This is a genomic window from Xylanimonas oleitrophica (genome assembly GCF_003244315.1).
Taxonomy (GTDB): domain Bacteria; phylum Actinomycetota; class Actinomycetes; order Actinomycetales; family Cellulomonadaceae; genus Xylanimonas_A; species Xylanimonas_A oleitrophica.
Genome location: NZ_QKWH01000006.1, coordinates 20,582 through 46,970, shown reverse-complemented (window position 1 = coordinate 46,970; position 26,389 = coordinate 20,582). Strand labels below are relative to the sequence as shown.

Sequence of the window (26,389 nt, the reverse complement as noted above, 5' to 3'; positions counted from 1 at the left end):
CGAAGGGACCACGATGACCCTCACCCTCACGCTCGTGCGGCACGGGCAGACCCACTTCAACGCTCGCGGGATCCTGCAGGGATCCTCCAACTCGCCGCTGACACGCACCGGCCAGGAGGGCGTGCGCACCACGGCCCGGCACCTGGCCGCCTCCACGTTCACCGCGGCCTACTCCTCGCCGTCGGGCCGGGCGGTGACCACCGCGGTCGAGATCCTGCGCCACCACGAGGACCTGCGGCTGCGGGTCGACGCCGATCTGCGCGAGTACGACTTCGGCATGTTCGAGCGCCGCCCGGAGCGCGAGCTGGAGGCGCGCGAACCGTGGGCGGAGCTGGTGCCGGCCGTGCTGGCCGGCACGCACCCGGGGCTGCCGCACGGCGAGACCGGCGAGGCGTTCATGACCCGCACGCGCGAGGTGTTCGCGCGCATCGCAGAGCGGCACCCTGAGGGCGAGGTTCTGGTGGTGGGGCACGGCCTGACCCTGGGGGCTTACCTGTGGACGCTGCAGGGCGGGCCGCTGGTGCCGCTGCCGAACGCCTCGGTGTCGACCGTGCGGGTCGCCGACGACGGCACGGCCGAGGTGGTCGAGGTCGGGCTGGACGTGGCGGGCCACGGTCTGCGGGCGGCGCGTACGGCGCCGGCTCCGGCGACCGAGGTCCCGGTGTCGACGGCGGAGGCCGGCGTCGGCGTCGGCGCAGATGCCGGCCTCAGCGGCGACGCGGCCGCTGCGACAGCCGGGGTGCCCGCCGCGCAGCACGCCTGACCACCCTTCGCCGTCGGTGGCCAGGGGATGTCACGGAACCTGGGGTGGTTCCGTGACATCCCCTAGCCGTCGGCGGCACGGCGGGCTGCGGCACGGCGGGCCGTGGTGAGGACGACGACGGCGAGCGCCGCGCCCAGCAGCGCGCCCGCCCCGTTGAGCAGCACGTCCAGGAGCGTCGAGACGCGTCCCGGGATCACCAGCTGTGCCGCCTCGATCGCGGCGGAGAACACGAAGCCGACCCCGGCGACGGCCAGCGCGACCCCCCGGGCGGGCCACCGCCGTCGGGCCGCGACCCCCTGAGCCCCAACGGCCCCGGCAGGCCACGCCACCAGCACCGTGCCGAGCAGACCGAACGGGCCGAACATCACCACGTTCGCGGCCATCTCGAGCACCTCGACCGACGTCCGGATCCCGACGCCGGCCAGGAACGTCACCGTGGCGGCCGCCCACCCCGGCACCGAGGTGTCCTCCAGCGCGGGCCAGAGCGTCAGCGACAGCACGGCCGCGAGGTACAGGACGAAGATCCACCGCAGCACGCGCACGCGGCACACCCTACGGTCGGCCTGGCGCGAGCCCGTGCCGGCTCGGCGTCACCAGCCGGGCGCGACATCCGCGCCGTGCGCCTCGCCACACCCACCAGCACCAGCACCAGCACCAGCACCTACCGCAGCGGATCTACGCTGAGGCCGTGACCAGCCCCGCCGCTCTGCCGCCGTTCGCGTCCGACAACTACGCCCCTGCCCACCCGGAGGTGCTCGCCGCGATGGCGGCCGCCAACGACGGCTACGCGGTGGCGTACGGGGAGGACCCGTGGACGGCCCGGCTGGCGGAGCGCACCCGCGAGCTGTTCGGCGCCGGGGCCACGGTGTTCCCCCTGCTCAACGGCACCGGCGCAAACGTCGTGTCCCTGATGGCGACGACGCCGCGCTGGGCCGGGGTGGTGGCGTCCGACGTCGCGCACGTCAACACGGACGAGAACGGTGCTCCCGAGCGGGTGGGCGGGCTCAAGCTGTTGACGCGTCCCACGGTGGACGGGCGCCTCACGGTCGCCGACGTCGAGTCCTGGGCCGGGGAGCTCGGGGACGTGCACCGCGCCCAGCCGGCCGTGCTGACCCTCACGCAGTCCACCGAGCTCGGCACGGTGTACACGGTCGAGGAGCTCAGGGCGCTGGTGGACGCGGCGCACCGCCTGGGCCTGGCCGTGCACGTGGACGGCTCTCGGCTGGCGAACGCCGCCGCGGCGCTGGGCGTCGACCTGCGGGCGCTGACCACCGACGTCGGCGTCGACGTCGTCTCCCTGGGCGCTGCGAAGAACGGCGGCATGATCGGCGAGGCCGTGGTGGTGCTGGGGCCCGACGACGCTCCCACCCCCGCTGCTGCCGACGCCCGCCGTGCGGCGGCCGAGGCCGTGCCGTACCTGCGCAAGTCCACGATGCAGCTCGCGTCCAAGGCCCGGTTCGTCTCCGCCCAGCTCCTGGCGCTGCTGGGCGAGCCGGGCACCGCCACGGCACCGGGCGGGGCGGCCGACGGCGCTCCGCTGTGGCTGCGCAACGCCGCGAACGCCAACGCGACGGCAGCCCGCCTGCGCGCCGGTGTCGAGTCGCTGGGTACGGACGCGGTGCGCGTCACCCGGCCCACCGAGGCCAACGCGGTGTTCGCCACCCTCCCTCGCGCTGCGGCCGACCGTCTGCGCGAGCGCACCCGGTTCTACGACTGGGCCGACGGCGAGACGCCCGAGCGGGTCGAGGTGCGGTGGATGAGCTCGTGGGCCACCACGCCGGCCGAGGTGGACGCGTTCGTCGCGGCGCTGACCGAGGCCCTGACCGAGACCGAGGCGCCGGCGGGCGCGGCCGCGGGCGCCGCGGAGGGTGTGCCGGCCGAGGTGCTCTGAGCTGGCGCCCGGCGATACGGTCGAGCCATGAGCACCGAGCCCACCAGCACCGCACCGGAGCCCGCTGCTCCTGCCTCCAGCACGCCGCCCAGCGCACCTGCCGGCACACCTGCTCCGGGTGGCGTCGGTGCGGGGGTCGCCGGAGGGCGGCACACCGCGAGCGCCAGCACGTTCGTGGCGCAGCCGCCGGAGCGCGTGTGGGCGGAGCTGCTGCACCCGGGCGCCCGGTGGATGCTGGGTGCGAACGTGGAGACGGACTTCCAGCCGGGCAGCACCATCACGTTCGAGGGGCACTTCTTCGGCCGGCAGTTCGCCGACCACGGCACGCTGCTCGCGTTCGAGCGGCCGCGGCTCATGCACTTCACGCACTTCTCGCCGCTGAGCGGGCTGGAGGACGTGCCGGAGAACTACCACGACATCCGGATCACGCTCGAGCCGGTGGACGGCGGCACCCGTGTGCTGGTGGTGCAGCAGAACATCGACACGGCGGAGCACGCGCAGCACAGCGCGCAGCAGTGGGAGCAGGCGCTGGGCACGCTCGCGCACAGCGACGGAGCTCACCGGCGCTGATGCGTGCCGTCCGGCGTTCGTCCGGCGTCCGCCCGCTGCGGGTGGGCGGCGTGGCCGGGCTGCTGCTGGCCGTCGTGCTGCTGGCGGCCTGCACGGGCGGGTCGCCCGCCCCGTCCCCGGTGCCGCCGCCGGAGCCGTCGGAGCAGGGGTCGGCGCCCGAGCCTCCGGGGGCGGGCGCCGGGACGAGCGGGCCGGGCGAGGCGGGGCCACCCTCCCCCACCGCGTCGTCGGACCCTCTGGCGGGCTGGACGCTGGAGCAGAAGGTGGGCCAGCTGCTCATGGTGGGTGCCGACGTCGGCGAGCCGGCGGACGTGACCACCCACCTGCTGACCGACCGTCACGTGGGCGGGCTGTTCCTGCACGGCCGCACCTCCGCGGGGGCGGACGCGGTGCGCGCTCTGGTGGACGGGTACCGGCAGAGCGCGGAGCAGGGGTCTGCGGTGCCGCTGCTGGTGTCCACGGACCAGGAGGGCGGGCTGGTGCAGGTGCTGCGCGGTCCGGGGTTCTCGGAGCTGCCGCGCGCCACGGAGCAGCTCGGCCTGCCTGACCTGCCGGGGGCGGCGACGGTGTGGGGCTCCGAGCTGGCGGCGACGGGGGTGGACGTGAACCTGGCCCCGGTGGCCGACCTGGTGCCGCCGGACGTCGGGGAGGCGAACGCTCCCGTGGGTGCCTTCGGGCGCGAGTACGGCCACGACGCGCGGCAGGCGGCGGACGGCGCCACGGCCTTCGCCGAGGGCATGCTCGCGGCCGGGGTGGTCCCCACGGTCAAGCACTTCCCCGGTCTGGGCCGGGTCACGCAGAACACGGACACCACGGCGGGGGTGGTGGACGAGGTGACGACGGCGGACGACCCGTCCGTGGGCGTCTTCCGCGAGGTGCTGGACCGGCTGGAGCCCGACGGCGCCGGCCCGGGCGGGGAGCGGGTGCAGCCGTGGGTGATGATGTCGACGGCGGTCTACGCCCGCATCGACCCGCAGCTCCCCGCGGCGTTCTCCCCCGCCGTCGTGGGCCTGCTGCGCGACAGTCTCGGTTTCGACGGCGTGGTGGTCACCGACGACGTGTCGGCCGCGGCGCAGACGCAGGCGTGGTCGCCGGGCGAGCGAGCCGTGCTGGCGGTCGAGGCGGGGTGCGACGTCGTGCTGGCGTCGGCCGACCCGGGTGTGGCGCCCGAGATGGCCGACGCCCTGGTGGCTCGCGCCCAGGCCGACCCGGTGTTCGCCGCGAGGGTGGACGAGGCGGCCCGCCGCGTGCTGGCTGCCAAGACCACGCTCCCGTGACGCCGTTGTGGGCGGGAGACTCGCCGCAATCCCGACCGGATTGCGGCGAGTCTCCCGCCCACAACCGTCAGGCGACGTCGAGCACGTCGAGCAGCCACGCGCTCTCGAACGCGATCTGCTCCCACCGCGAGTACCGCCCGGACACGCCGCCGTGGCCGGCGGCCATCTCGATCTTGAGCAGCGCCGGCGCCCCGGCCGCCCGCAGCCGCTGCACCCACTTGGCGGGCTCCACGTACAGCACGCGGGTGTCGTTGAGCGACGTCGTGGCCAGGATGCGCGGGTAGCGCGCGGCGCCGTCAGGCTCCTGCGGCACGTTCTCGTACGGCGAGTACGACTTGATGTACGCGTACACCTCGGGGTCGTGCAGCGGGTCGCCCCACTCCTCCCACTCGGTCACGGTCAGCGGCAGGGACGGGTCGAGGATGGACGTCAGGGGGTCCACGAACGGCACGGCGGCGTGGATGCCGGCGAACAGGTCGGGGGCCAGGTTGGCCACGGCGCCCATGAGCAGGCCGCCCGCGCTGCCGCCCTCGGCCACCATGCGCCCGGGCGTGGTCCACCCGGCGCCGACCAGGTGGCGGCCCACGGCCACGAAGTCGGTGAAGGTGTTGCGCTTGGCGAGCATCTTGCCCTCGTCGTACCAGCGCCGGCCCATCTCGCCGCCGCCGCGCACGTGGGCGACGGCGTAGACGACGCCGCGGTCGAGGAGGGACAGGCGGGGCACGGAGAACCACGGGTCGAGGGAGTGCTCGTAGGAGCCGTACCCGTACAGCAGCACGGGGGCGGGCTCGGCGCGGGTGCCGGCGCCGTCGAGGGTCACGGCGTCGCGCCGCCACACGAGCGAGACGGGCACCTGGGTGCCGTCGTCGGCGGTGGCCCACTCGCGCAGCTGCACGTAGTCGCCGGGGTCGTACCCGCCGAGCACGGGCTGGCGCTTGCGCCGCAGGCGCTCGCCGGTGGCGAGCACGTAGTCGTACACGGTGGGCGGGGTCACGAACGACTCGTGGTGCACGCGGACCACGGGCTGGTCGAACACGACGCTGGGTCCGAGGGCGGTGGTGTCGAGCGCCTCGCCGAAGTCGAGCTCGCGCACCTCCCACCGGGCGGCAGAACCACCGCGCGCCGTGCCCGACGCCGCGTCTGACAGGTCGACGACGCCGAGGCGCGGCGTCGCCTCGCGCCGGTAGCCGATCACGACGTGGGTGGCGAAGGCGTCGACGCCGTCCAGGCGGACGTCCGGGTCGTGCGGCACGACGACGGCGGCCGAGGCCGGGTCGAGCGGCCCGCCGTCGGCGGCGGGCGGGGGCGAGACCACGAGCTCGAAGTTCTCGGCGCCGTCGTTGTGCAGGATCAGGAGCACCTCGCCGGTGCCGGGCAGCACAGCCGGCTCGACGGTGTACTCGACTCCCTCGCGCCGCGGCCACACCACCGTGGGGGCCGACTCCGGGGCGTCGGCCCGGACCAGGTGCACCTCGCTGGTGAGCTTGGACGCCATCTCGATCACCACGTACCGCTGCGTGCGGTCGAGGCCCACACCCACCCAGAACCGCTCGTCGGGCTCTTCGAGCACCAGGGTGTCGTCGGTGGCGGGGGTGCCCACGCGGTGCCGCCACACCCGGTACGGGCGCCACGCGTCGTCCACGGTGGTGTAGAAGACGTGGTCGCCGTGCGGGGTGAAGGTCGCGCCGGCGGCGGTGTCGTCGACGACGTCGGGCAGGTCCTGGCCGGTGGCCAGGTCGCGCACGCGCAGGACGTAGCGCTCGTCGCCCTCGGTGTCGACCTGGTAGAGCAGCCACCGGCCGTCCGCGGTGATGTCCGTGGAGCCCAGCGCGAAGAACTCGTGCCCGTCGGCGAGCACGTTCTCGTCGAGCAGGATCTCTTCGCCCTCGGGGGCGCTGCCCGGCTCGATCTGCGGCGGCACCCACCCCTCCGGCCCGGTGCCGGCACCGGCGGCGCCCGTCGCTCGCGCCGCTTCCGCCACGGTGACGGGCACGCGCGCGTGGATGGCGTACTGCTGACCCTCGACCGTGCGGGAGTAGTACCAGTAGCCGCCCTGGCGCACGGGCACCGACAGGTCGGTCTCGAGCGTGCGTTCCTTGATCTCGCTGAAGAGCCGATCGCTCAGCGGAGCCAGGTGGGCCGTCTGGGCGCGCGTCCACGCGTCCTCCGCCTCGAGGTGCGCGACGACGGCGGGGTCCTCCTTGTCTCGCAGCCACTCGTAGTCGTCGGTGACGGTGTCGCCGTGGTGCGTGCGGGTCACCGGCCGGCGCTCGGCCACCGGCGGGGCCGGCGGGACCGCAGGGCTCGCCGGGGTCGCAGGGGCGCCGTCGGGCGCACCGCCGTCGGGGTCGGCAGGCCGCTGGAGGGGCTGGTCGGTGGGCTGGTCGGTGGGCTCCGGAGCAGGCACGCGGCCAGGCTACGCGAGCCGTGCGGGGCGCCGACGCCTCGGGGCCGGGTGCCTGCCGTGCACGCCGGCCCGCCCCTCCCCAGCCTCCGTCGGGCGGGGTTCGTCACGCTTCCGCATCGATTTCACCCCGCCGAGACCGGCGGAGATCCGCGGTTTCTCGCGGTGCGACCCCCCTGGCGGCACCCATGACCCAGCCGTGTGACGCATTCGTGTCATGGCGGTCACATCACGCCAGTACACTCACGGCCACGCTCGCACCTCGATCGTTACATGCCCCGTTCAGCATCACTGCACGGGGTGGCGGCCGAGGAGCTGAGCCGGCCGCGGGACGCCCCCGTGGTGGCACGACGACCTGGACAACGGAGGACCCCGCCGATGACAGCGGACCGACCGCACCGACGCCTCGCGTGGCGGCGCCTGCTCACGGCCCTGGCCGTGGCAGCCGTGCCCGCGATGCTGACGGCCCCGCCCGCGACGGCCGACACCGCACCACCGGGCACGGACTGCACTCCCGACGGCGTCGCCTGCGTCGCCGTGCTCGTGCTCGACGCCGACAACGGCCGCGTGCCCGGCGCGCAGGCCACCATCACGGACGGCGCGGACTTCTCGGTCGAGGTCACCACCTCGGCCGACGCCGTCACGTCCGTCGAGGTGCCGACGTCGGGCGGGTACACCGTCGAGCTCGACCCCGCCTCGCTCCCGGCCGACGCCCCCCTCCCGGAGGGTGCACCCACGTCGATCGACGTGACCGCCCAGACCGGCTCGACGGCGCGCGCGGCGTTCCGCGTCGGCGCGGGCGTCCAGGCCCCGCCCGCGACGTCGGCACCGCCGTCGGGCACCACGACGCCCGGCACCGAGACCGGGGCCGGCGGCGAGGCCGGCTCGGGCACCACCGCGGGCGGCGAGCCCGGCACCGACGGCGGCGTCGTCGACGCCCCGCCGGAGGGCGACGCCTCCCAGCGGGCCTTCTCCCTCGCCCAGGTGTGGCAGCAGATCGGCTCCGGACTGCGGTTCGGCCTCCTCCTGGCCCTCGCCTCCATCGGCCTCAACCTCGTGTTCGGCACCACCGGCCTGTCGAACTTTGCGCACGGCGAGCAGGTCACCCTCGGCGCCGCGCTCGCGTTCATCTCCGTCCACGTGTGGGGGCTGCCGCTGTGGCTCGGCATCCTCGCCTCGCTCGCCCTGTGCGCCGCCACCGGGTTCGCGCAGGACGCCGGCATCTGGCGCCCGCTACGACGGCGCGGCACCCCGGTGATGCAGCTGATGATCGTGACCATCGGCCTGTCCATCGCGCTGCAGTTCCTCATCCAGATGTTCATCGGCGGCCGGTCCCTGCGGATCGTCTCCAGCAACCCGGTGCCCCTGCGGATCGCGGGCATCACCCTGAGCGAGGCCTCCTGGGTGGCGATGGGCATCGCCGTCGTCTGCATCCTCGGCATCGCCTGGTGGCTGACCCGCACCCGCATCGGCCGGGCCACCCGCGCCGTCTCGGACAACCCGGCGCTGGCCGCCGCCACCGGCATCGACCCCGACAAGATCGTCCGCATCGTGTGGATCATGTCCACCACCTTCGCGGCCCTCTCCGGGATCCTCGTGGGCATCTCGTTCGGCTCGTTCAACTGGTCGCTCGGCATGCAGCTCCTGCTGCTGATGTTCGCCGCCGTCACGCTCGGTGGCCTGGGCACCGCCTACGGGGCGCTCGTCGGGTCGATCCTCATCGGCCTCGTCGTCGAGCTGTCCAACCTCGTCATCCCGAGCGACCTGCGCTACGCGTCCGCTCTCGTGATCCTCATCCTCGTGCTGCTCGTCAGGCCCCAGGGCCTGCTGGGCCGCCGCGAGCGGATCGGCTGAAAGGAGCAAGGACATGGAAGAGTTCCTCCGCATCCTCACGCAGGCGCTGGCCGAGCTCGTCGCTCCGTCGACCGCCGCGTACGCCCTGGCCGCCATCGGCCTCAACCTGCACTTCGGGTACACCGGCCTGCTGAACATGGGCCAGGCCGGGTTCATGCTGCTGGGTGCCTACGGGTTCGGCATCGCCACGATCGCCGGCGCACCGTTCCTGGTGGCGCTGCTCGTGGCCATCGCGGCCGGCACGGTCTTCGCGCTGCTGCTCGGCATCCCCACGCTCAAGCTGCGCGGCGACTACCTGGCGATCGTCACCATCTCGGCCGCGGAGATCATCCGCTGGCTGGGCCGCTCCACGGTGTTCCAGGAGTGGACCGGCGGCGCCTCGGGGCTGCTCGGCAACTCGTTCAAGCACACGTTCCACGAGCTGTCGTTCCTCCCGGACGGACGCACCGCCGTCGGGCCGCTGGAGTACATCAACACCGGGTCCGACTCCTGGTGGACGCGACTGTTCGCCTGGGGCCTCGTGCTGCTCGCCCTGCTGTTCGTGTGGCTGCTGACGCGCAGCCCGTGGGGCCGCGTGCTCAAGGGCATCCGCGAGGACGAGGACGCCGTGCGCGCGCTCGGCAAGAACGTCTTCGCCTACAAGCTGCAGGCGCTGGTGATCGGCGGCGCCCTGGGTTCGTTGGCCGGCGTGCTGTACGTGCTGCCACGAGCCATCACCCCCGACTCCATGGGTCGCACCATGACGTTCTTCGTGTGGACGGTGCTGCTGCTCGGCGGGGCCGCCACCCTGTTCGGCCCCGTGCTGGGCTCGATGCTGTTCTTCAGCCTCTACATGCTGATGCGCACCGGGATGCGTGCCGGCCTGGGTGACGTCATCGGCGGCACCCAGGTGGAGCAGCTGGGCGGGATGCTCGTCGGCGTCACGCTCATGCTGCTCGTGATCTTCCGGCCACAGGGGATCTTGGGAAACAAGAGGGAGCTGGCCTTCAATGTCCGCTGACGAGACCACCACCGTGACCGGGGCACCCACGCCCGCCGACGGCACGCCGTCGGGCACCACCGTCCAGGAGACACCGACGACGGCGGCCGAGGCCGTCGAGGCGGCCGCCGCCCAGGCGGCACCCGAGTCCGCCGAGGCCAAGCAGGTCGCCCGCGACCTGTCGTTCGTCGAGGGCCGGGTCGGCGTGCCCAAGCCCGACGCGATCCTCACCGTCGACGGCGTCCAGCGGCGCTTCGGCGGCATGACCGCCGTCGACGTCGACCACCTCGAGGTCCAGCGCGGCGCCATCACCGCGCTCATCGGGCCCAACGGTGCCGGCAAGACGACGCTGTTCAACCTGCTCACCGGGTTCGACCAGCCCAACCAGGGCCAGTGGCAGTTCGACGGCAGGTCGATCGCCGGCAAGTCCGGGGCCGCCGTGGCCCGCGCCGGCATGGTCCGCACGTTCCAGCTCACCAAGGCGCTCAACCGCCTCACCGTGCTGCAGAACATGCTGCTCGCCCAGCCCAAGCACCCGGGCGAGCGGTTCTGGCTGTCCTGGCTGCCGTTCACCTGGGCCGCCCAGGAGAGGGCCGCCACCGAGAAGGCCCTGGAGATCCTGGCGCGCTTCAAGCTCGACACCAAGAAGGACGACTTCGCCGGGTCGCTCTCCGGCGGCCAGCGCAAGCTGCTCGAGATGGCGCGGGCCCTGATGACCGACCCCACCATGATCATGCTCGACGAGCCCATGGCCGGCGTGAACCCGGCCCTGGTGCAGTCCCTGCTCGGCCACGTGCAGGCCCTGCGCGACGAAGGCATGACGGTGCTGTTCGTGGAGCACGACATGCACGCCGTGCGCCACATCAGCGACTGGGTGGTGGTCATGGCCGAGGGCCGCGTGGTGGCCGAGGGGCCGCCCGAGACGGTCATGCAGGACCAGGCCGTGGTGGACGCCTACCTCGGCGCCCACCACGACACCGACCTCGGCGACGACTCGCTGCTGGACCCCGCGGTCCTCGCCCGGCTCGAGGCGGAGGACAAGGGCCAGACCGAACGCGAGGAGAGGAAGCGATGAGCGAGACCGCCGTGGCGCCCACGAGCGCCGCACCGAAGACGGACGTGCTGCTGCACGCCGACAACCTCGTGGCGGGCTACCTGCCGGGGGTGAACATCCTCAACGGGTGCTCGATCGAGGTGGCCAAGGGGGAGCTGGTGGGCATCATCGGCCCCAACGGTGCCGGGAAGTCCACGCTGCTCAAGGCGCTGTTCGGGCTGGTGAAGATCCACTCCGGCACCGTCACGATGGGCGGCGAGGACATCACGGGCATGAAGGCCAACCAGCTCGTGGCCCGCGGCGTCGGGTTCGTGCCGCAGACGAACAACGTGTTCCCCTCCCTCTCGGTGGAGGAGAACATGCGGATGGGCGTGTTCCTGCGCCCCAAGGTGTTCGAGGAGCGCTGGAAGTTCATCTGCGACCTGTTCCCCACCCTGTGGGAGCGGCGCACGCAGCGAGCGGGCGCGATGTCCGGTGGTGAGCGGCAGATGGTGGCGATGGCGCGGGCCCTGATGATGAACCCGTCGGTGCTGCTGCTGGACGAGCCGTCCGCGGGCCTGTCGCCGGTGCGCCAGGACGAGACGTTCCTGCGCACCCGCATGATCAACAAGGCCGGCGTCTCGGTGATCATGGTGGAGCAGAACGCGCGCCGCTGCCTGCAGATCTGCGACCGCGGGTACGTGCTGGACCAGGGCAAGGACGCGTACACGGGCACGGGGCGGGAGCTGCAGGCCGACCCCAAGGTGATCTCGCTGTACCTGGGCACCCTGGCCGAGGACGTGGAGGGCGCCGCGAAGTCGGCCTGACGTCGCCGGGCGGCCTCACCGGCTGCCCGGCGGCGGGTCGCCCTCGGGCGGCTCCCGCGTCACGAAGGGCCCCGCACCGCTCCGGCGGTGCGGGGCCCTTCGCCGTCCGCGCTCGCCGTCCGCGGTCCGCCTCGGAGCCGGGAGCTCGGCGGCGACAGGTGGTCCGCGGACCCCCGTCCAGCCGTGGTGCCAGGCCCTGGCGACCCCGGGACAGCACGCCTGGCAGGCCTGCCTGAAGCGCCTGCGTGAGGTGCCTGCGTCGCGTCCGGGCAGCCTCGGCAGGGCTCCCGCACGACACCGGCGCCCTGGCACGCCTGCGGCACGCGGACGCCGCAGCCGGGACGTTCCACGAGCCCAGCAGCATCGGCGTCCTTCCGTACGGCGCCGGGTGGGCGTGCGCCCGAAGGCATGCGAACGGCCCGGCCACCTGTGCAGGTGACCGGGCCGCCGCGTGCTGGCGGTGAGGAGGCGGATCAGGCCTTGCCCTCCACCGAGCGGGAGTAGGTGTAGGTGTTGTCGTCGCCGTACTCGTAGATGCCGATGAAGGCGGACGACGGGTCGTTGGACTCGTTGAGCGGGCCGATGCCGGCCTTACCGACGTAGTGGATCTCGTCACCGTTCTCGAGCGCCTCGACGCCCTCGGCGAACGTGGTCACCTCGGTGCCACCCTCGGCGCCGGAGACCGCCTTGATGTTGTCGGCGATCGTCTGGCCGTCGGTGGCGCCACCGCGCACGGCGGCGAGGGCCGCGAGGATCGTGGCGTCGTAAGACTCGGCGGCGTACGAGTAGTCGTTGAGCGTGCCGCTCTCGTTCTCGGAGTACCAGTCGTTGAGGCGCTGCTGGAACTCCTCGTCGGCCTGCGCGCCGGGCAGGGTGCCCTTGACGCCCGCGAGGGTACCGGCGTCGAACTGGTCGCCGTAGTTGGAGAGGTTGCCGTCGCAGAAGTAGGTGGTGCCGCTGAACGACCAGCCCTGGGCGACGAGCTCGTTGATGATCGCGACGGTCTCCTCGAACGCGATGATCGCGATGGCGTCGGGCTGGGTGGCGAGCAGGGCGGTCACCTGTGCGCCGAAGTTGGTCTCGCCCGGGGCGAACTCCTGGCCGGCTCCGGTGGCGCCGTAGACGGCCTCGCCGCCGCCGCTCTCGATGGCCTTCTGCACGTTGTCGCGCAGGCCGTTGCCGTACGCCTCGTTCTGGACGAGGAAGCCGACGCGCAGGTGGCCGTCGTCGAGGATCTGCGAGCCGAGCGCGGCGCCCTGGACCGTGTCCGGCGGGGCGGTGCGGGCGAAGAAGTCGCCGTAGCCGGAGAGGTCGGTGGCGGTGTTGGCCGGGGAGATCTGCATGACGCCGGCCTCCTCGAACTGGTCGACGACGGCGAGCGAGACACCGGAGGACGCGGCGCCGACGACGGCGGACACGCCCTTGCCGATGAGGTCGGTGGCCGTGCCGCCCGCGACGGACAGGTCGGTGGTGTCGCCCGAGTCGCCCCACTCGACGGAGACGTCGTTGCCGAGCACGCCGCCGGCCTCGTTGATGTCGTCGACGGCGAGGCCGACGCCGGCCACCTCGGGCGGGCCGAGGAACGCGAGGGTGCCGGTGATGGGAAGGATGGTGCCGATGACCAGCGGCTCGGCGCTGTCGCTGCCTTCACCGCCGGAGCCCTCCGCCGAGGTGGAGCAGGCGGCGAGGCCGAGGCCGAGGGCCGCGGCGAGGGCGAGGCCCTTCGCCGCAGAGTGACGTCGAATCATGCTGTTCCCCTTCGGGCGGGACGTGATGTCCATACGGCGAATGCCGCATGTAGTGGCGCTGAACGTAGTCACCAGATGTGACGGGTATGTGTCATCGCTGTCACATGAGCGACATCGTGACAAGACCGTGACCTGGCTCTCGCATGATGGTCCACGCCCCCCTGCACGCCCGACGGCGGCACCCCCTGGCCGCCGTCGGGCGTCACGTCCCTCGCGCTCCTCCCCCTGCGGAGCGCGGGGGACGGTCGGCTCAGCGGTACTGCGTGAACGCCGCGGTGCGCGGGTCCGCACCGATGCGCCCCTCCTCGCCCCGCTCCAGCGCGTCCACCTGCGCCACCTGCTCCTCGGTCAGCTCGAACGAGAACAGGTCGATGTTGGTGGCCTGCCGCTCCGCCGAGCTCGACTTCGGGATCACCACACGCCCCTGCTGCAGGTGCCAGCGCAGCACCACCTGCGCCGGCGTCACGCCCAGCTCGGCAGCGATCGCCGTCACCGCGGGAGCGTCCAGGTCCGCACCCTGCCCCAGCGGCGAGTACGCCTCGACGACGATGCCCAGCTCACGGCAACGCTCCTGCGTCTGCGGCTGCTGGAACGTGGGGTGCACCTCGATCTGGTTCACCGCCGGCACGATGCCGGTCTCCTCCACGAGCCGCTCCAGGTGCTCGGGGAGGAAGTTGCTCACGCCGATCGCCCGCACCTTGCCCGCCTGCCGCAGGTCCTCGAAGGCGTGCCACGTCTCCACGTAGCGGTCCTGGGAGGGCACCGGCCAGTGGACGAGGTACAGGTCCACGACGTCCAGACCCAGCGCGGCACGCGACGCCTCGAACGCCTCGAGCGCCGACTGGCGGCCCTGGTCGCCGTTGCGCAGCTTCGTCGTCACGAAGTACTGCTCCCGCGCGAGCCCGCTCTTCGCGAGAGCCGCGCCCACACCGGCCTCGTTGTAGTACCCGGCAGCGGTGTCCACGTGCCGATAGCCCAGATCGAGCGCCGAGGCCACGTTGGCCTCCGTCTCGACGTCGGGCACCTGGAACACGCCGAGCCCGACCTGGGGGATCTCGACGCCGTCGGCGATGGTCAGGGTGGGGACGGTGCTGGGATCGGTCATGGCACCAGACTTCCGGCCCACGGCACCGTTCGCCAGCCCGGAGAGCAGGCCGGAGAGGGCCTGGCCCGGCGCACGACCACCTCGGCGGACCCCTCGACCGGCCACCGGGAGGCGAGGACGTGACGCACGAGGGGTAGCGCCGCGCTCGCAGGTCGCGTAGCGTTGTGCACCGTTGCAGTGCCTCGCTTGTCCCGGACGGTTCCCGTCCTGCGTCAACGGTCGCGCAGAAGATGTGCGCAACCGACGACGAACCTTGTTCTACCAAGAGTTGACGACGAACACAGTAATAGGTCGACCTCGGAAGTCGGGGTCGTCACTCTTGAAGGAGAGCAAGACATGGCTACTGGAACCGTGAAGTGGTTCAACGCGGAGAAGGGCTACGGCTTCATCGCCCCCGAGGACGGCTCGCAGGACGTCTTCGCCCACTACTCCGCCATCCAGTCGAGCGGCTACCGCTCGCTCGAGGAGGGCCAGCGCGTCGAGTTCGACACCGCGCAGGGCCCCAAGGGCCTGCAGGCGGAGAACATCCGCCCCCTCTGATCCTCGCCTGACCGTGGGCTGACGCCCGCGGGTCGCGTGATCTCGCGAAGGCCGGTCTCCCCTCGGGGTGGCCGGCCTTCGTCGTCCGACGACGCCCGCCGCGCGACCGCACGGCCCGCCCCGCGCCGACGGCGCGCGACCGCCGACCACACCCGGCGGCTGGTGACACACGATGGCTATGGCGCCGACGGAAGGGCGGGCGCGGGAAGACGGGCGGGAACCGCACCTCGCGGTACCTCGTTGGACGGTCATGGGATTCCTCGACCGACTGCTCGGCCGTGAGCCGCGCGACCGCGACTACGGCAACGCCCCCTACCAGTCCGGCGGCTACCCGTCGCAGGGCTACTCGCCGGGCAAGCCCGGCTACGGCACCACCCCGGGGCAGCAGCCCGCCGGGGCACCTGCCTCCGCCCCGTCCGCGAGCACGGCCGCCGGTCGCAGCGCCGACGACGTCGCGATCGAGCGCTACCGGTACCTGCTGCGCACGGCACCGCCGGACGCCGTCGAGCAGGCCCACGCGGAGGCGTTCGCCCGGTTGACGCCGGACCAGCGCCGCCAGGTGCTCGCCGAGCTGGGCTCCACCCTCCCCCCTCAGGAGCGCGGGGGCTCCGACGACCCCCAGTCGCTCGCCCGGATGGCCACACGCGCCGAGATGCGCAACCCGGGCACCCTGGAGCAGACGTTCCGCGGGCGGCCGGGCGCCGGCAGCGCGCCAGGGTTCGGCTCGATGGTGGGCTCCAGCCTGCTGGGCACGGTCGCCGGTGTGGTGATCGGCTCGGCGGTGGCCAACATGCTGTTCGGTCCTGCGTTCGGCGACCCGGGCCAGGACTTCGCCGGCGACGCCGGTGCCGAGGACCCCGGTGCGGACGCCGGTGGTGCTGAGGCTGCCGGTGCCGACGGTGCGGACGCCGCCGGAGACTCGGGCGGCGGCTTCTTCGGGGACCTCTTCGGTGGGGGCGGCGACGGCGGTGGGTTCGGCGGCGACTTCGGGGGTGGCGACTTCTGAGCCGCACCACCACGACCTGCGGAGACGGGGACGAATCCGGACGTATCTGGACCTGACCCGTACGACTCGGCCATAGTGGGCGCCGCCCCGATCGAAGGAGTACGGATGGCCGCCCGCTTCAACCCTCCGCCCGGCTGGCAGGTTCCTGCCGGGTTCCGGCCCGAGCCCGGATGGTCCCCTGACCCGTCCTGGCCCCCGGCGCCGGCCGGCTGGGAGTACTGGGTGGACGACCCGGCGCCGGTGAGCGCCGAGGCGACGACGGTCGCGACGGTCGCTGCCCCGCGCCCCGAGGACCCGTCCGAGCGTACGAGCGTGCTCGCACCGGTGCCGCCCTCCACGGGGAGCACCGCGGCGCCCGGGGCGACCTCCGTGCTGCCACCGGCGCAGGACCCGGGCGCCACGGTGGTGGGGTACGGGTACGGCGACCCGGGTGCCACCACCGTCGGTCACGCGTACGGGTACGGCGACCCGGGCGCCACCACGCACCTTCCGCCGGCACCTCCGCAGGCCCCGACGGTGGTGGGCGGCCCACCTGTGATGCCCGCTCCTGCGGCCGCTCCCCCGGCGGAGCCGCACCGCACCCAGAGCATGGCCCGACAGGGCGCTGCCGTGCCGCTGGGCCCTGCGGTGCCGACCGGCCCCGCGCACACGCCTCGGGGTGCAGCGCACACCCCGGGTGCAGCCCATGCGCCTGCGGGCGCGGCCGGCACCCCGGTGGCAGGCACCCCAGCCGTGCGGGCGGGTGCGGCACGTGCGGAGGCGGCTCCCCGGCGGCCTGGCAGGGCCCCGGCGCAGCCGCTCGTGATCGGCGTCGCGGCGGCCTGCCTGGCTCTCGGGATCATCCTGGGCGTCGTGGTGTCGGTGGGTCGCACGGCCGATGCGAGCCAGGCAGCGGTGGACGCCCGGAACGCACAGGAAGAGGTGGCACAGGAGCGCACGGAGCTGACCCGGCTGCAGGAACAGCTCCAGGAGGAACGGGAGGCGCTCCAGGCGAAGGAGGCCGAGATCGCGGCGCGCGAGTCGGAGGCGGCCGCGCAGGAGGCGGCGCTGGCGACCCAGCGTCAGGAGCTGGAGTCGGCCAAGAAGCAGGCGGAGGAGAGCCGCAGGCGCGAGCAGCAGAACAGCGGCAACGACTGGCCGGGTGGCAGCCAGGGCGGCAACCAGGGAAGCAACCAGGGCAACGGGCAGGGCAACGGGCAGGGCGGCCCGTACCTCTCGTGCCGGCAGGTGCGTGACGCCGGGATCCCCACCCCGGTGCGTGAGGGCGACCCGGCGTACTCCCGCTGGCTCGACCGGGACGGTGACGGGGTGGCCTGCGACTGACCGCCTCGCTGGGGAGCACCCGGCCTCCGGGCGGCCAGAGACCACCAAGGACCGTCAGGTGTGGGCGAGCACGGCTCGCCCACACCTGACGGTCCGGACGGGGACGCAGGTCAGGGGAACCGGACGGACCCCATGACGCCCCGCAGGATCTCGAGCCCCTCCTCGTCGGCCGGGACCGAGATGTACACCGAGGCGTTGCGCCCCTTCGGCCCCGCCTGGTGCAGCTCGATCGTGGTCCAGTAGGACCGGACCGACCTGTCCGCGTAGAACGGGCCGAGGGTGGTGTCGGCCTCGGCGAAGTCGGCGCCCGGCACCTGCAGCGTCTGGGGCTGGGGCCCGAGCCACACCGGCACTCCGGGCACGTCGTTGCTCGGTCCGCGCGTCGCGAGGGATACGAGCACGCTCCACCGCACGTCCTCCGTGGTGCCGTCAGAGAGGCGGAACCCGGACGTGGCGACGTCCCCCTCCCAGAGGGAGTGCCGCTGGTACTCGTCCGTCCGGTCGCTGTAGGTCCAGCCTGCGGGCACGGCGAGGGTCACCTCGCCGAGGGAGACCTCCTGCCACCCCTCGGGCACGCCGTGCACGATGCCGTCGACGACCGGGAACTCGTGCGTGGGCACGAACCACTCCGGCGGTCCGTCGTCCTGGAACCACAGGTTGCCGAGGAACTCGGCGGCGACCCGGTCGCCGACCTCGTCGTCGGTGAAGTCCATCCGGATGGTCCAGCCGGAGTCGCCGCGCCGCACCTGGGCGTCCCACCGGGCGAGCCCGGGCTCCTCGGCAGGGCCGCGGGTCACGACCACGAGGTCGGCACCGGGCACGTCCACGGTCCAGGCACCGGAGTCGCGGTCGGGCACCTGCCAGGATGCGGCGTCGGCAGCGACGTCGAGCCTGATGGTCGCCTTGCTGCCGGCCATCGGGGTGGCCTCGAACTCTTCCTCCGGGTAGGCGGCCCCCTGGGCCCACTCCGTCTGCGTGGAGACGTCCCAGACCATCGACGGCGGGGTGCTCGATGCGTCCACCGTGTCGACGTCGCGCAGCACCCAACGGCCTCCGCGCGGCATGGTGTAGACGAGGCCGCCCTCGATCCGGTACTCGGAGTGCTCCAGGTCGACGGCGCCGTGCTCGACACCGGGCAGGAGCGGCAGCTCTCCGTCGCCGACCGGGAGGTAGGTCGGCTCGGGGGCCGGCTCCTCCTGCGCCGGTGCGGCGGAGGCCGCAGGAGCCGAGGCCGCCGGGGCCGCCGGGGTCGCCGGGGCCGAGGCGACCGGTCCGGGCGGTGCGTCCCACGGCCCCGTGAGCGCCGTGGTGACGACGACGGCGGTGGCGGCAGCGGTCCCGACGCCTGCGGTGAGGAGCGCGCGTCGCGCCCGCACCCGGCGCACCGCGCTGTGGGCGAGCGCCGCGCCGTCGGGGGCGGGCGGGTGCTCCACGCCGTCGACGGCGGACCGCAGGAGCACCACCACGGTGCTCTCCTCCTCCGCCGTGGTCGTCAGGTCGAGGTCCTCATGGTCACGGGTCATCGGTTCTCCCCCTGGGAGCTCGCGGCGGCGCCGCCGTCGGGCACGAGCAGCGTGCGCAGCCGCGCGAGCGCGCGGGCACTGGTGGACTTGACCGACCCGAGGGCCATGCCGAGCTCTTCGGCGGTCTCGGCCTCCGACCTGTCGAGCAGGTAGCGCAGCAGCACCACGCGCCGCTGCTTGACGGGCAGGGCGAGCAGCGCCCGCACGACCCGGTCGCGCTCGGCGAGCGCGGTGCCGGCGTCGGGCGTGCGCGGCCCCGCTCCTTCGCCGTCGGGCAGCGTGCCTGGCTCGGCGAGCACCTCGCGGCGGGTGCGCCGCCAGGTGTCGACGCGCGCCGTGGCGATGACGCGGCGCGCGTAGGCGAAGGGGTCGCCGTGCTCGACCCGGCCCCACGCCCGGTACGTGCGCTCGAGGGCGAGCTGCACCAGGTCGTGGGCCCGGTGCTCGTCCCCGCACAGCAGGTACGCGATGCGGAAGAGGGCGGGTGTGCTGGTGGTGGCGAAGGCGGTGAAGCGTTCGACGGCGGTGGTCTGCGCGACGACGACGCGCACGTCGTCCGCAGGCACCGCGACGCCGCTCACGCGTCCCGCCGGTGCGGCGGTGAGGTCCTGGAGTCGGTCACGCCCCTCAGACGCAGCGGACGGCCCGGGAGGTTCCACCTTTCTCGGGGCGGTTGCCAGGTGGTCACCGCAAGTGCAGGCTGCCGAGGACCTGGTTCAGCATCCGGTGTCCGCGCAGCGTCCCGTCCGGGGCGGGCTGGGCGGGCACGTCGATCCACACGACGTACACGGCGCCACCCTCGGTGCGTTCTGCCATCATCCGCGCGCTGAGCACACGCCCGCGCGGGGTGTCTGCCTCGGCCCACGCGAGGGAGGCTGTCGCCGCACCGGGCATCTCGAACGGCCGGTGCTCCGCCCCGGCGAGCCGTTGCTCTGCCTGGCGCCCTGGCCAGACCTGGACCCGCACGCGGGCGGCGTCGGCGGCGGGCCCGGCGACGGCGGCGGGGTTGCGTGCGAGGACGTCGTCACCACCGTGGACGCGGGCCGGGCCCACGACCCAGTCGGACGGCACGGCGAAGCGCAGGTCGAGCAGGTCGTGCACGGTCCACCCGGCGGGCACGGCGTGCTGGACGCGCACGACCTGCGTGGTCGGCGTCGCCGACGGCAGCCGCACGATCAGGTCGGACCGCTCCGGACGAACGATCGTCACGTGCCCGAACGCCTCGCCGTGCGCGTGGTCGTCCCTCTCGATACGACCCTCGTACCGGACCTCGCCACCGTCATCCCCGGCGACAGCGGCCGCCACCGCTCGGACGGTGGTGTCCGGGGGCCGGGCGGGCGTGAACGCGATCACGGCCCAGAGGACCAGGAGCAGAGCGGTCACGCCGCCCCACCATGCCGTCCACCGCCTCACAGGCCCTCCCGGTCACCGTCTGGCAGCCAGGCTAGGGCGACGGCGTCGCACGGTCCACGCCTCGCGCTGCACGCACCGACGAAGAGCCGTGCGCCCCACCTCCGGCGGAGGTGGGGCGCACGGCTCGAGCGCCGAACACGGCAGCGGCTACAGCACGTGCGCCAGGAACTCCTGGGTGCGCTGCTCGCGGGGGGAGTCGATCACCTGGGCCGGTGCACCCTCCTCGACGATGACGCCCTGGTCCATGAAGACGACGTGGTCGGCCACCTCGCGGGCGAACCCGATCTCGTGGGTCACCACGATCATGGTCATGCCGTCGGCGGCGAGGTCCTTCATGACAGCGAGCACCTCCCCCACGAGCTCGGGGTCGAGCGCGGAGGTCGGCTCGTCGAACAGCATGAGCTCGGGGTCCATGGCCAGCGCCCGGGCGATGGCGACGCGCTGCTGCTGGCCACCGGAGAGCTGGGCGGGGTAGTGGTCGGTGCGGTCGCCGAGGCCCACGCGCTCGAGCAGCTGCAGCGCCCGGGTCCGTGCGTCGCGCTTCGACATGCCGCGCACCTGCACGGGTGCCTCCATGACGTTCTCGAGCGCCGTCATGTGCGGGAACAGGTGGAACCGCTGGAACACCATGCCGATGCGCTGGCGCTGGCGGGCGATCACCTTGGGGTGGAGCCGGTGCAGCACGCCCTTGGCGTCCTCGCGGTAGCCCATGCGCTCGCCGTCGACGACGATCGAGCCGGCGGTGATCTCCTCGAGCTCGTTGACGCACCGCAGCAGCGTGGACTTGCCCGAGCCGGAGGGGCCGAGCACCACGGTGACGGAGCCTCGGGCGACGGTCAGGTCGACGCCCCGCAGCACGTGCACGGCGTCGGCGCCGCGGCCGAACTCCTTGTGGACGCCGCGGACCTCGACCATGGGGGTGGCGGTCGTGCCGGCGTCGGTGGACGACGTGGTCGTCACGGGGTCACCTCCAGGAACGGGTCGTCCTTGGTCGTGCCGGACTGGCGGATGAGGTCCTGCTTGCGGGCCTTGCGCTCCTTGCGGGAGCCGCTCGGGCCGGTGCCGCCCCCTGCGCGGCGCCGACCGGTCTCGGTGCCGAACCCTCGGCCGTAGTACCGCTCGAGGTAGTGCTGGCCCACCATGAGCACGGACGTGATCAGCAGGTACCAGATGGCGGCGATGACCAGCAGCGGGATGGTCTGGTAGAGCCGGTTGCCGATGGCGTTGGTGGCGTAGAACAGGTCGTGCGTGAACGGCACCGCGATGACCAGCGACGTCGTCTTCAGCATGGAGATGGTCTCGTTGCCGGTGGGCGGCACGATGACGCGCATGGCCTGGGGCAGCACCACGCGACGCAGGATCTTGGAGTCCTTCATGCCCAGCGCCTTGGCGGCCTCCGTCTGCCCGGGGTCCACCGAGCTCAGGCCGGCCCGCACGATCTCGGCGAGGTAGGCGGCCTCGTTGAGCGCGAGCCCGATGAGCGCCGCCCAGAAGGCGGTGATGACGTCACGGGTGGAGAACGAGAAGAACTCGGGCCCGAAGGGGATGCCGAGGCTCAGGCGCGGGTAGAGCACCGCGAGCAGGCCCCAGAACACGAGCTGGGTGTAGATGGGGGTGCCGCGGAAGAACCAGATGTACGCCCACGCCACCCAGCGCATCACCGGGTTGTCGCTGCGGCGCATCACGGCCAGCAGCACGGCCAGCACGACGGCGATGGCCATCGAGCCGAAGGTCAGCACGAGCGTCCACATGACACCGCGGATCACGACGACGTCGCGCAGGTACAGCCAGACGGTGTCCCAGCGGTAGTTCGGGTTGGTGACCAGGCCGTTGACCACCATCGCGGCGAGCACCAGCACCACCGCGGCAGCCAGGAAGCGCCCGGGGCGCGGCACCGGGCGCGCGTGGATGCGGTGCGGGATCGGGTCGCTCATGCGGCCCTCCTTCTCCGTCGGCGGCCGTGCCCGCCAGGGTCGGCAGGCACGGCTCGCGGGGTTCGGTCAGGCGGTGGGGTCGATCTGCGCCTGGGTCAGCGCGCCGTCCTCGTTGCCCCACGCACCGGCGATGTCCTTCAGGGTGCCGTCGTCCATGAGCTTCTGCAGCGCGGCCTGGACGGCCTGCGCGAGCTCCGGCTGGTCCTTGGCGACGACGATGCCGTAGGGCGCGGCGTCGACGATCTCCCCGATGGCCTCGACGGCCCCGTCGGTCTGCTCGACGGCGTAGCCGACGATGGGCGAGTCGGCGTACATGGCCTCGAGGTTGCCGCCGGCCAGGTTGGTGGTCACGTCGGCCTGCGAGGCGTAGGGACGCACGTCGATGGCGGGCTTGCCGGCCTCGGTGCACTCGGTGGTCATGGTGGCGAGCTCGTCCTGCTGGATGGTGCCCGTCTGCACGCCCACGACGACGCCGCACAGGTCGGCGGGGTCGACGTCGGAGGGGTTGCCCTGGGCGACGGCGAGCTGCGAGCCGGCGCTGAAGTAGCTGATCATCGTGACCGTCTCGAGGCGCTCGGGCGTGATGGTGAACGCCGAGATGCCGACGTCGTACAGGCTGCCGATCGCCGGGATGATCGAGTCGAACCCGGCGGACTGCACCTGGGCCTCGAGACCCATGGTCTGCGCGACGGCGTGGATGATGTCGATGTCGAACCCGACGGGCGTGCGGCCGTCGGCGGCGACGAACTCTGCGGGCGCGTACTCGAGGTTGGAGCCCACCGCGAGGGTGCCGGTCTCGGCGACCTCGGCCGGGACCAGGGCGGCGACCGTCTCGTCGGCGGTGATGCCGGAGACGTCGTAGCCCTGGGTGGGCGCGGGGCTGCCGGAGGCGGCACCGCCCGAGCCGGCGTCCTGGGACGCCGTCGTGCAGGCACCGAGGACGAGGGTCGCGGCCGCGAGCGCGGCGACGGGCAGGGCGGACAGCGTGCGCATGGGGTGCTCCGGATCGCTAGGGGTGGACCTCCGGCGCGGACCCCCGCCACATCCCTGTCGTCATGGGGAGCAGGAGACCCGACGGCGCGGCCGCGCCATGCATAAGTATGCACGCGGAGGTGAATATCCCAAACTCGGGCGTGGTGCGACCCTCGTCACCCGCCTCCCCCCGTCAGGTGTCGCGAGGGCTGACGCCGCCGTCCTCGCGGTCGTCCTCCAGCCCCCCGGCCGGGTAGTCCGACCTCTCGGGGCGGCGCGCCACCGCGACGATGCTCAGCACGAGCCCGCCCCAGACGACGAGGATCGCGCACACCAGCAGGGCGATCGCCGCACCGCTCATCGGGACACCTCCGAGTTCTTGGAGCCGGCAGAGCCGCCAGCAGGTCCGGGCGGGAAGGGCGGCCAGGCGTCGTAGCGGTCCGGGTCGACACGCCACCGGGTAGCCGTCAGCACCGCCGCACCCACCACGAGGAACACGATGGTGCCCCAGCCGAAGACGCCCAGGTACCAGCTCGCGTACCCCTCGTACCCGTCGACCGCCAACGTGACGATCCGGGAGATCAGCATGTAGCCCAGCACCGCCGGCACCACGACACCCACGGCCGCGTACCACCAGCGGCCCACCTGCACCGTGGAGACGGTGTTGAGGTGGTAGCGCAGCGCCGGCGCCTCGCGCCGCACCCACACGACCAGCACGCAGGTCAGCACGGCAGAGGCGACGATGCCCACGTTGTTGGCCCAGTTGTCGATCGTGTCGAGGGCGATCAGGCCCGTCGTCGTCGAGAAGCCCAGCACCGAGACGACCGCGGCCACCACGCCCACGCGCAGCGACGCCTGACGGCGGTCGATGCCGAACTTCTCCTGGAACGCCGCCGAGACCACCTGGAGGATCGACAGCAGCGACGTGAACCCGGCGATCACCAGCGACCCGAAGAACAGCGCACCGAACAGCGGGCCGGCCGGCATCTGCGACACGATCGCCGGGAACGTCACGAACGACAGGATCGGGCCGGTCAGGCCCTCGAGCTCCCCGACCCCGATGCCCTGCTGGTGGGCCAGGAAGCCCAGCGCGGCGAACACGCCGATGCCCGCGAGGATCTCGAAGCTCGAGTTGGCGAACGCCACGACCAGACCGGGCGAGGTCAGGTTCGAGCGGCGCCGCCGGTACGAGGAGTACGTGATCATGATGCCGAACGCGACCGAGAGCGAGAAGAAGATCTGCGCGTACGCGGCGATCCACACGTTGGGGTCACCCAGCGCCGACCAGTTCGGCGTGAACAGCGCGTTCAGGCCGTCAGCGGCGCCGTCGAGCGTCAGCGAGCGCACCACCAGGATGCTGAAGGCCACGACCAGCAGCGGGATGAACACCACGTTGGCCCGCTCCACGCCCTTGGCGACACCGGCGCCCAGCACCACGAGCGTCACGACCCACACCAGGACCAGCGGCACCAGCACGGCGGGCACGAAGTCGAGCGTGACCCACGAGTCCGCGCCGCCGACGTCGGCGAGCTGCAGGTAGGTGCCCGTGAAGAACCCGGCCGGGTCGTCGCCCCAGCGCAGGTCGAACGAGTACACGAAGAAGCTGAGCGCCCACGCCACGACCGCCGCGTAGTACACGGCGATCACGAACGAGATCATCACCTGGAACCAGCCGAGCGCCTCCAGGCGGCGCCACAGGCGCCGGAACGCCGCCGGGGCCGAACCACGGAACCGGTGCCCGACGGCGTAGTCGAGCAGCAGGATGGGGATGCCCGCGGTCAGCAGCGCCACGAGGTACGGCACGAGGAACGCGCCACCACCGTTGTCGTAGGCGACGCCGGGGAAGCGCCAGATGTTCCCCAGGCCCACGGCCGACCCGATGGCCGAGAGGATGAAGCCGGTCTGGCCGGTCCACTGCTCGCGCGGGCGGTGCCGGGTGGCCGCTCCGTCGGTGCTCACGAGGTGCCCCTTTCCTGGGATCACGCAGATGTTCGCCTGCGATGATGCGCGACCGCGCCGCACGCGGCATCCCGGACCACATCGCGGACACCCGCGCACAGGGCGAGCGCCCTGGTCAGCCGCCGATCCGCAGGCGTGACAGCGCGACCTGCTCGCCCTCGACGTGCAGCCGCACCCCGCCGGGCTCCACGGCCACCGACCGCAGCCCCACCCCGTCCGGCAGGTCCACGGGCACCGTCACGTCGCCCAGGGCCGCCCCGAGCCCGGCCGGCAGCGAGTCCGCGTCGACCGCGGCACCGGCGAGGGAGAAGGAGAGCACGTCGACGCCGATCGCCCCGCCGTCCAGCACCGTGGGCACCACCTGAGCCTCGACGCCGACCTCGACGCCCAGCACGGGCACCGTCGTGCTGACGGCCAGCGCCTCCGGGGACTCCCCCGGCTCGACGGCGACCTCCCGGTCGAGCCGCGCCGACAGCAGGCGGGCGAGCGAGTCCCGCGACAGCAGGCCGTCCACCCGCACCTCGTCGACCCGGTACGGCACGCGCGGCTCCACACCGCGGGCGTCCATGCGCACGTCCGAGACGGTGTACCCGCCGAACGTGCCGGCGCCCAGCGCAGCGGTCACGTGGCCGAGCTCTCCCGCGGCGAGCTGGGTGAGGAACGGGAACCCGTGGATGTCCACCTCGGCTCCCGAGACGTCGCTGCCGCCCAGGGCCACCGCGCCCGCCAGGCCGCGCTCGGCAGACCACGCCACGCCCCTGTCGACCACGACGGCCACCCCGGCGAGCAGCACCAGGGCGACGAGCAGCGCGGCGAGCGTCCGCACGCCGTCCTTGCGCTCCGGGGTCACTGGGGGACGTCGGCCGCGGTGCGCACCACGGGCAGCCGGCCACCGATGCCCACCATCTCGAGGACCTCGGTCACCGCCTCCGACGGGTCGCGGAGCGTCACCGGGGCACCGGTCTCCTGGCCGAGCACGTACACCTGGAGGATGAACGCGACCCCCGAGGAGTCGATGAACGTGACGTCCTTCGCGTCCACGACGACGGGGTTGCCGGCGTTGTGCGCGGCGAGCGAGGCCATCGTCTCGCTCGCCGACTCCCGCAGGGCAGCATCGACCTCACCCCACAGGGTCACCACCGTGCCGTCCGGCGTCGAGTGGCACGTGATCCCCGATCCGGTGCCGTTGCGCTGGTCGGTGTCGTCCAGATCCATGTCATCCGCTCGTTCTGCTGGTCGGTGAGGCGCCCCTTCGCGGAAACCCCTGC

At 73.2% G+C, this 26,389-nt stretch carries 25 protein-coding genes; 11 read left to right on the top strand and 14 right to left on the bottom strand.

The features are described from left to right. The first annotated feature begins 13 nt into the window (after positions 1 to 13). Positions 14 to 763 carry a histidine phosphatase family protein gene (locus DNL40_RS09720; protein ID WP_111251056.1) on the top strand — a complete coding sequence of 250 codons (750 nt, stop codon included), beginning with the start codon at positions 14 to 16 and terminating at the stop codon, positions 761 to 763. Between the two features lie 62 nt (positions 764 to 825). Here the strand turns inward: DNL40_RS09720 and DNL40_RS09715 are convergent, their stop codons facing one another. Continuing rightward, a complete protein-coding gene (locus DNL40_RS09715) occupies positions 826 to 1,305 on the bottom strand; it encodes a VanZ family protein (RefSeq protein ID WP_179951020.1) in 480 nt (159 codons plus the stop codon). A gap of 146 nt (positions 1,306 to 1,451) precedes the next feature. On the opposite strand from DNL40_RS09715, the gene DNL40_RS09710 reads away from it, so the two are divergent. Genes DNL40_RS09710 through DNL40_RS09700 form a run of 3 tightly spaced genes read left to right on the top strand, consistent with a single transcriptional unit; the run spans position 1,452 to position 4,501 of the window. Continuing rightward, positions 1,452 to 2,654: a threonine aldolase family protein gene (locus DNL40_RS09710; protein ID WP_245885823.1), complete on the top strand. Its 1,203-nt coding sequence runs from the start codon at positions 1,452 to 1,454 to the stop codon at positions 2,652 to 2,654. A gap of 27 nt (positions 2,655 to 2,681) precedes the next feature. Then, positions 2,682 to 3,224, top strand: coding sequence for an SRPBCC family protein (locus DNL40_RS09705; RefSeq protein WP_111251054.1), 543 nt, complete (start codon positions 2,682 to 2,684; stop codon positions 3,222 to 3,224). Beyond that, a complete protein-coding gene (locus DNL40_RS09700; RefSeq protein WP_111251053.1) occupies positions 3,224 to 4,501 on the top strand; it encodes a glycoside hydrolase family 3 N-terminal domain-containing protein in 1,278 nt (425 codons plus the stop codon). The genes DNL40_RS09705 and DNL40_RS09700 overlap by 1 nt, the downstream gene beginning before the upstream one ends. Positions 4,502 to 4,568: 67 nt before the next feature. On the opposite strand, the gene DNL40_RS09695 is transcribed toward DNL40_RS09700, so the two are convergent. Continuing rightward, the gene (locus tag DNL40_RS09695; protein ID WP_245885828.1) at positions 4,569 to 6,779 is read right to left on the bottom strand and encodes a S9 family peptidase; all 2,211 of its coding nucleotides are present in this window, start codon (positions 6,777 to 6,779) and stop codon (positions 4,569 to 4,571) included. Between the two features lie 504 nt (positions 6,780 to 7,283). Between DNL40_RS09695 and DNL40_RS09690 the strand changes: the two genes are divergently transcribed. From DNL40_RS09690 to DNL40_RS09675, 4 genes are read left to right on the top strand one after another with little or no spacing between them, the layout of a single operon-like run. After that, on the top strand, positions 7,284 to 8,759 hold the full coding sequence (locus DNL40_RS09690; protein WP_111251051.1) for a branched-chain amino acid ABC transporter permease: 1,476 nt from the start codon (positions 7,284 to 7,286) through the stop codon (positions 8,757 to 8,759). Between the two features lie 13 nt (positions 8,760 to 8,772). Beyond that, on the top strand, positions 8,773 to 9,759 hold the full coding sequence (locus DNL40_RS09685; RefSeq protein WP_111251050.1) for a branched-chain amino acid ABC transporter permease: 987 nt from the start codon (positions 8,773 to 8,775) through the stop codon (positions 9,757 to 9,759). Then, positions 9,749 to 10,813 (top strand): ABC transporter ATP-binding protein, encoded by a 1,065-nt coding sequence (locus tag DNL40_RS09680; RefSeq protein WP_111251049.1) that lies wholly within the window; start codon positions 9,749 to 9,751, stop codon positions 10,811 to 10,813. Before DNL40_RS09685 ends, DNL40_RS09680 begins: the two co-directional genes overlap by 11 nt. Beyond that, on the top strand, positions 10,810 to 11,598 hold the full coding sequence (locus tag DNL40_RS09675) for an ABC transporter ATP-binding protein (RefSeq protein WP_111251048.1): 789 nt from the start codon (positions 10,810 to 10,812) through the stop codon (positions 11,596 to 11,598). Before DNL40_RS09680 ends, DNL40_RS09675 begins: the two co-directional genes overlap by 4 nt. A 473-nt stretch (positions 11,599 to 12,071) precedes the next feature. Here the strand turns inward: DNL40_RS09675 and DNL40_RS09670 are convergent, their stop codons facing one another. Both DNL40_RS09670 and DNL40_RS09665 read right to left on the bottom strand, forming a co-directional pair. Beyond that, positions 12,072 to 13,346, bottom strand: a complete 1,275-nt coding sequence (locus DNL40_RS09670; protein ID WP_111251131.1) for an ABC transporter substrate-binding protein — start codon at positions 13,344 to 13,346, stop codon at positions 12,072 to 12,074. A 250-nt stretch (positions 13,347 to 13,596) separates the two neighbouring features. Continuing rightward, complete coding sequence (locus tag DNL40_RS09665; protein ID WP_111251047.1) at positions 13,597 to 14,451, bottom strand: aldo/keto reductase; 855 nt, start codon at positions 14,449 to 14,451, stop codon at positions 13,597 to 13,599. A gap of 336 nt (positions 14,452 to 14,787) precedes the next feature. Between DNL40_RS09665 and DNL40_RS09660 the strand changes: the two genes are divergently transcribed. From DNL40_RS09660 to DNL40_RS09650, 3 genes are all read left to right on the top strand, one after another. Next, a complete protein-coding gene (locus tag DNL40_RS09660; protein WP_111251046.1) occupies positions 14,788 to 14,991 on the top strand; it encodes a cold-shock protein in 204 nt (67 codons plus the stop codon). 250 nt (positions 14,992 to 15,241) lie between these two features. Further along, complete coding sequence (locus DNL40_RS09655) at positions 15,242 to 15,997, top strand: hypothetical protein (protein WP_111251045.1); 756 nt, start codon at positions 15,242 to 15,244, stop codon at positions 15,995 to 15,997. A 105-nt stretch (positions 15,998 to 16,102) separates the two neighbouring features. Continuing rightward, a complete protein-coding gene (locus DNL40_RS09650; RefSeq protein WP_111251044.1) occupies positions 16,103 to 17,320 on the top strand; it encodes an excalibur calcium-binding domain-containing protein in 1,218 nt (405 codons plus the stop codon). A gap of 110 nt (positions 17,321 to 17,430) precedes the next feature. Here the strand turns inward: DNL40_RS09650 and DNL40_RS09645 are convergent, their stop codons facing one another. The 10 genes from DNL40_RS09645 to DNL40_RS09600 all read right to left on the bottom strand — a co-directional run bounded on the left by DNL40_RS09645 (position 17,431) and on the right by DNL40_RS09600 (position 26,336). Continuing rightward, entirely contained in the window at positions 17,431 to 18,843 is a 1,413-nt protein-coding gene (locus DNL40_RS09645) for a hypothetical protein (RefSeq protein ID WP_111251043.1), read from the bottom strand. Continuing rightward, a complete protein-coding gene (locus DNL40_RS09640) occupies positions 18,840 to 19,424 on the bottom strand; it encodes a SigE family RNA polymerase sigma factor (RefSeq protein WP_111251042.1) in 585 nt (194 codons plus the stop codon). Before DNL40_RS09640 ends, DNL40_RS09645 begins: the two co-directional genes overlap by 4 nt. Positions 19,425 to 19,527: 103 nt before the next feature. Further along, the gene (locus tag DNL40_RS09635; protein WP_111251041.1) at positions 19,528 to 20,226 is read right to left on the bottom strand and encodes a hypothetical protein; all 699 of its coding nucleotides are present in this window, start codon (positions 20,224 to 20,226) and stop codon (positions 19,528 to 19,530) included. 177 nt (positions 20,227 to 20,403) lie between these two features. After that, positions 20,404 to 21,171, bottom strand: coding sequence for an amino acid ABC transporter ATP-binding protein (locus DNL40_RS09630; protein ID WP_111251130.1), 768 nt, complete (start codon positions 21,169 to 21,171; stop codon positions 20,404 to 20,406). Between the two features lie 41 nt (positions 21,172 to 21,212). Beyond that, complete coding sequence (locus DNL40_RS09625; protein ID WP_111251040.1) at positions 21,213 to 22,190, bottom strand: amino acid ABC transporter permease; 978 nt, start codon at positions 22,188 to 22,190, stop codon at positions 21,213 to 21,215. 66 nt (positions 22,191 to 22,256) lie between these two features. Continuing rightward, positions 22,257 to 23,183 carry an ABC transporter substrate-binding protein gene (locus DNL40_RS09620; protein WP_111251039.1) on the bottom strand — a complete coding sequence of 309 codons (927 nt, stop codon included), beginning with the start codon at positions 23,181 to 23,183 and terminating at the stop codon, positions 22,257 to 22,259. Between the two features lie 172 nt (positions 23,184 to 23,355). Next, positions 23,356 to 23,523: a methionine/alanine import family NSS transporter small subunit gene (locus DNL40_RS09615; protein ID WP_111251038.1), complete on the bottom strand. Its 168-nt coding sequence runs from the start codon at positions 23,521 to 23,523 to the stop codon at positions 23,356 to 23,358. Continuing rightward, positions 23,520 to 25,121 carry a sodium-dependent transporter gene (locus DNL40_RS09610; protein WP_111251037.1) on the bottom strand — a complete coding sequence of 534 codons (1,602 nt, stop codon included), beginning with the start codon at positions 25,119 to 25,121 and terminating at the stop codon, positions 23,520 to 23,522. The genes DNL40_RS09615 and DNL40_RS09610 overlap by 4 nt, the downstream gene beginning before the upstream one ends. A gap of 115 nt (positions 25,122 to 25,236) precedes the next feature. Further along, positions 25,237 to 25,971 carry an LmeA family phospholipid-binding protein gene (locus DNL40_RS09605; protein ID WP_111251036.1) on the bottom strand — a complete coding sequence of 245 codons (735 nt, stop codon included), beginning with the start codon at positions 25,969 to 25,971 and terminating at the stop codon, positions 25,237 to 25,239. Beyond that, the gene (locus DNL40_RS09600) at positions 25,968 to 26,336 is read right to left on the bottom strand and encodes an STAS domain-containing protein (RefSeq protein WP_111251035.1); all 369 of its coding nucleotides are present in this window, start codon (positions 26,334 to 26,336) and stop codon (positions 25,968 to 25,970) included. The genes DNL40_RS09605 and DNL40_RS09600 overlap by 4 nt, the downstream gene beginning before the upstream one ends. Positions 26,337 to 26,389 lie beyond the last annotated feature (53 nt).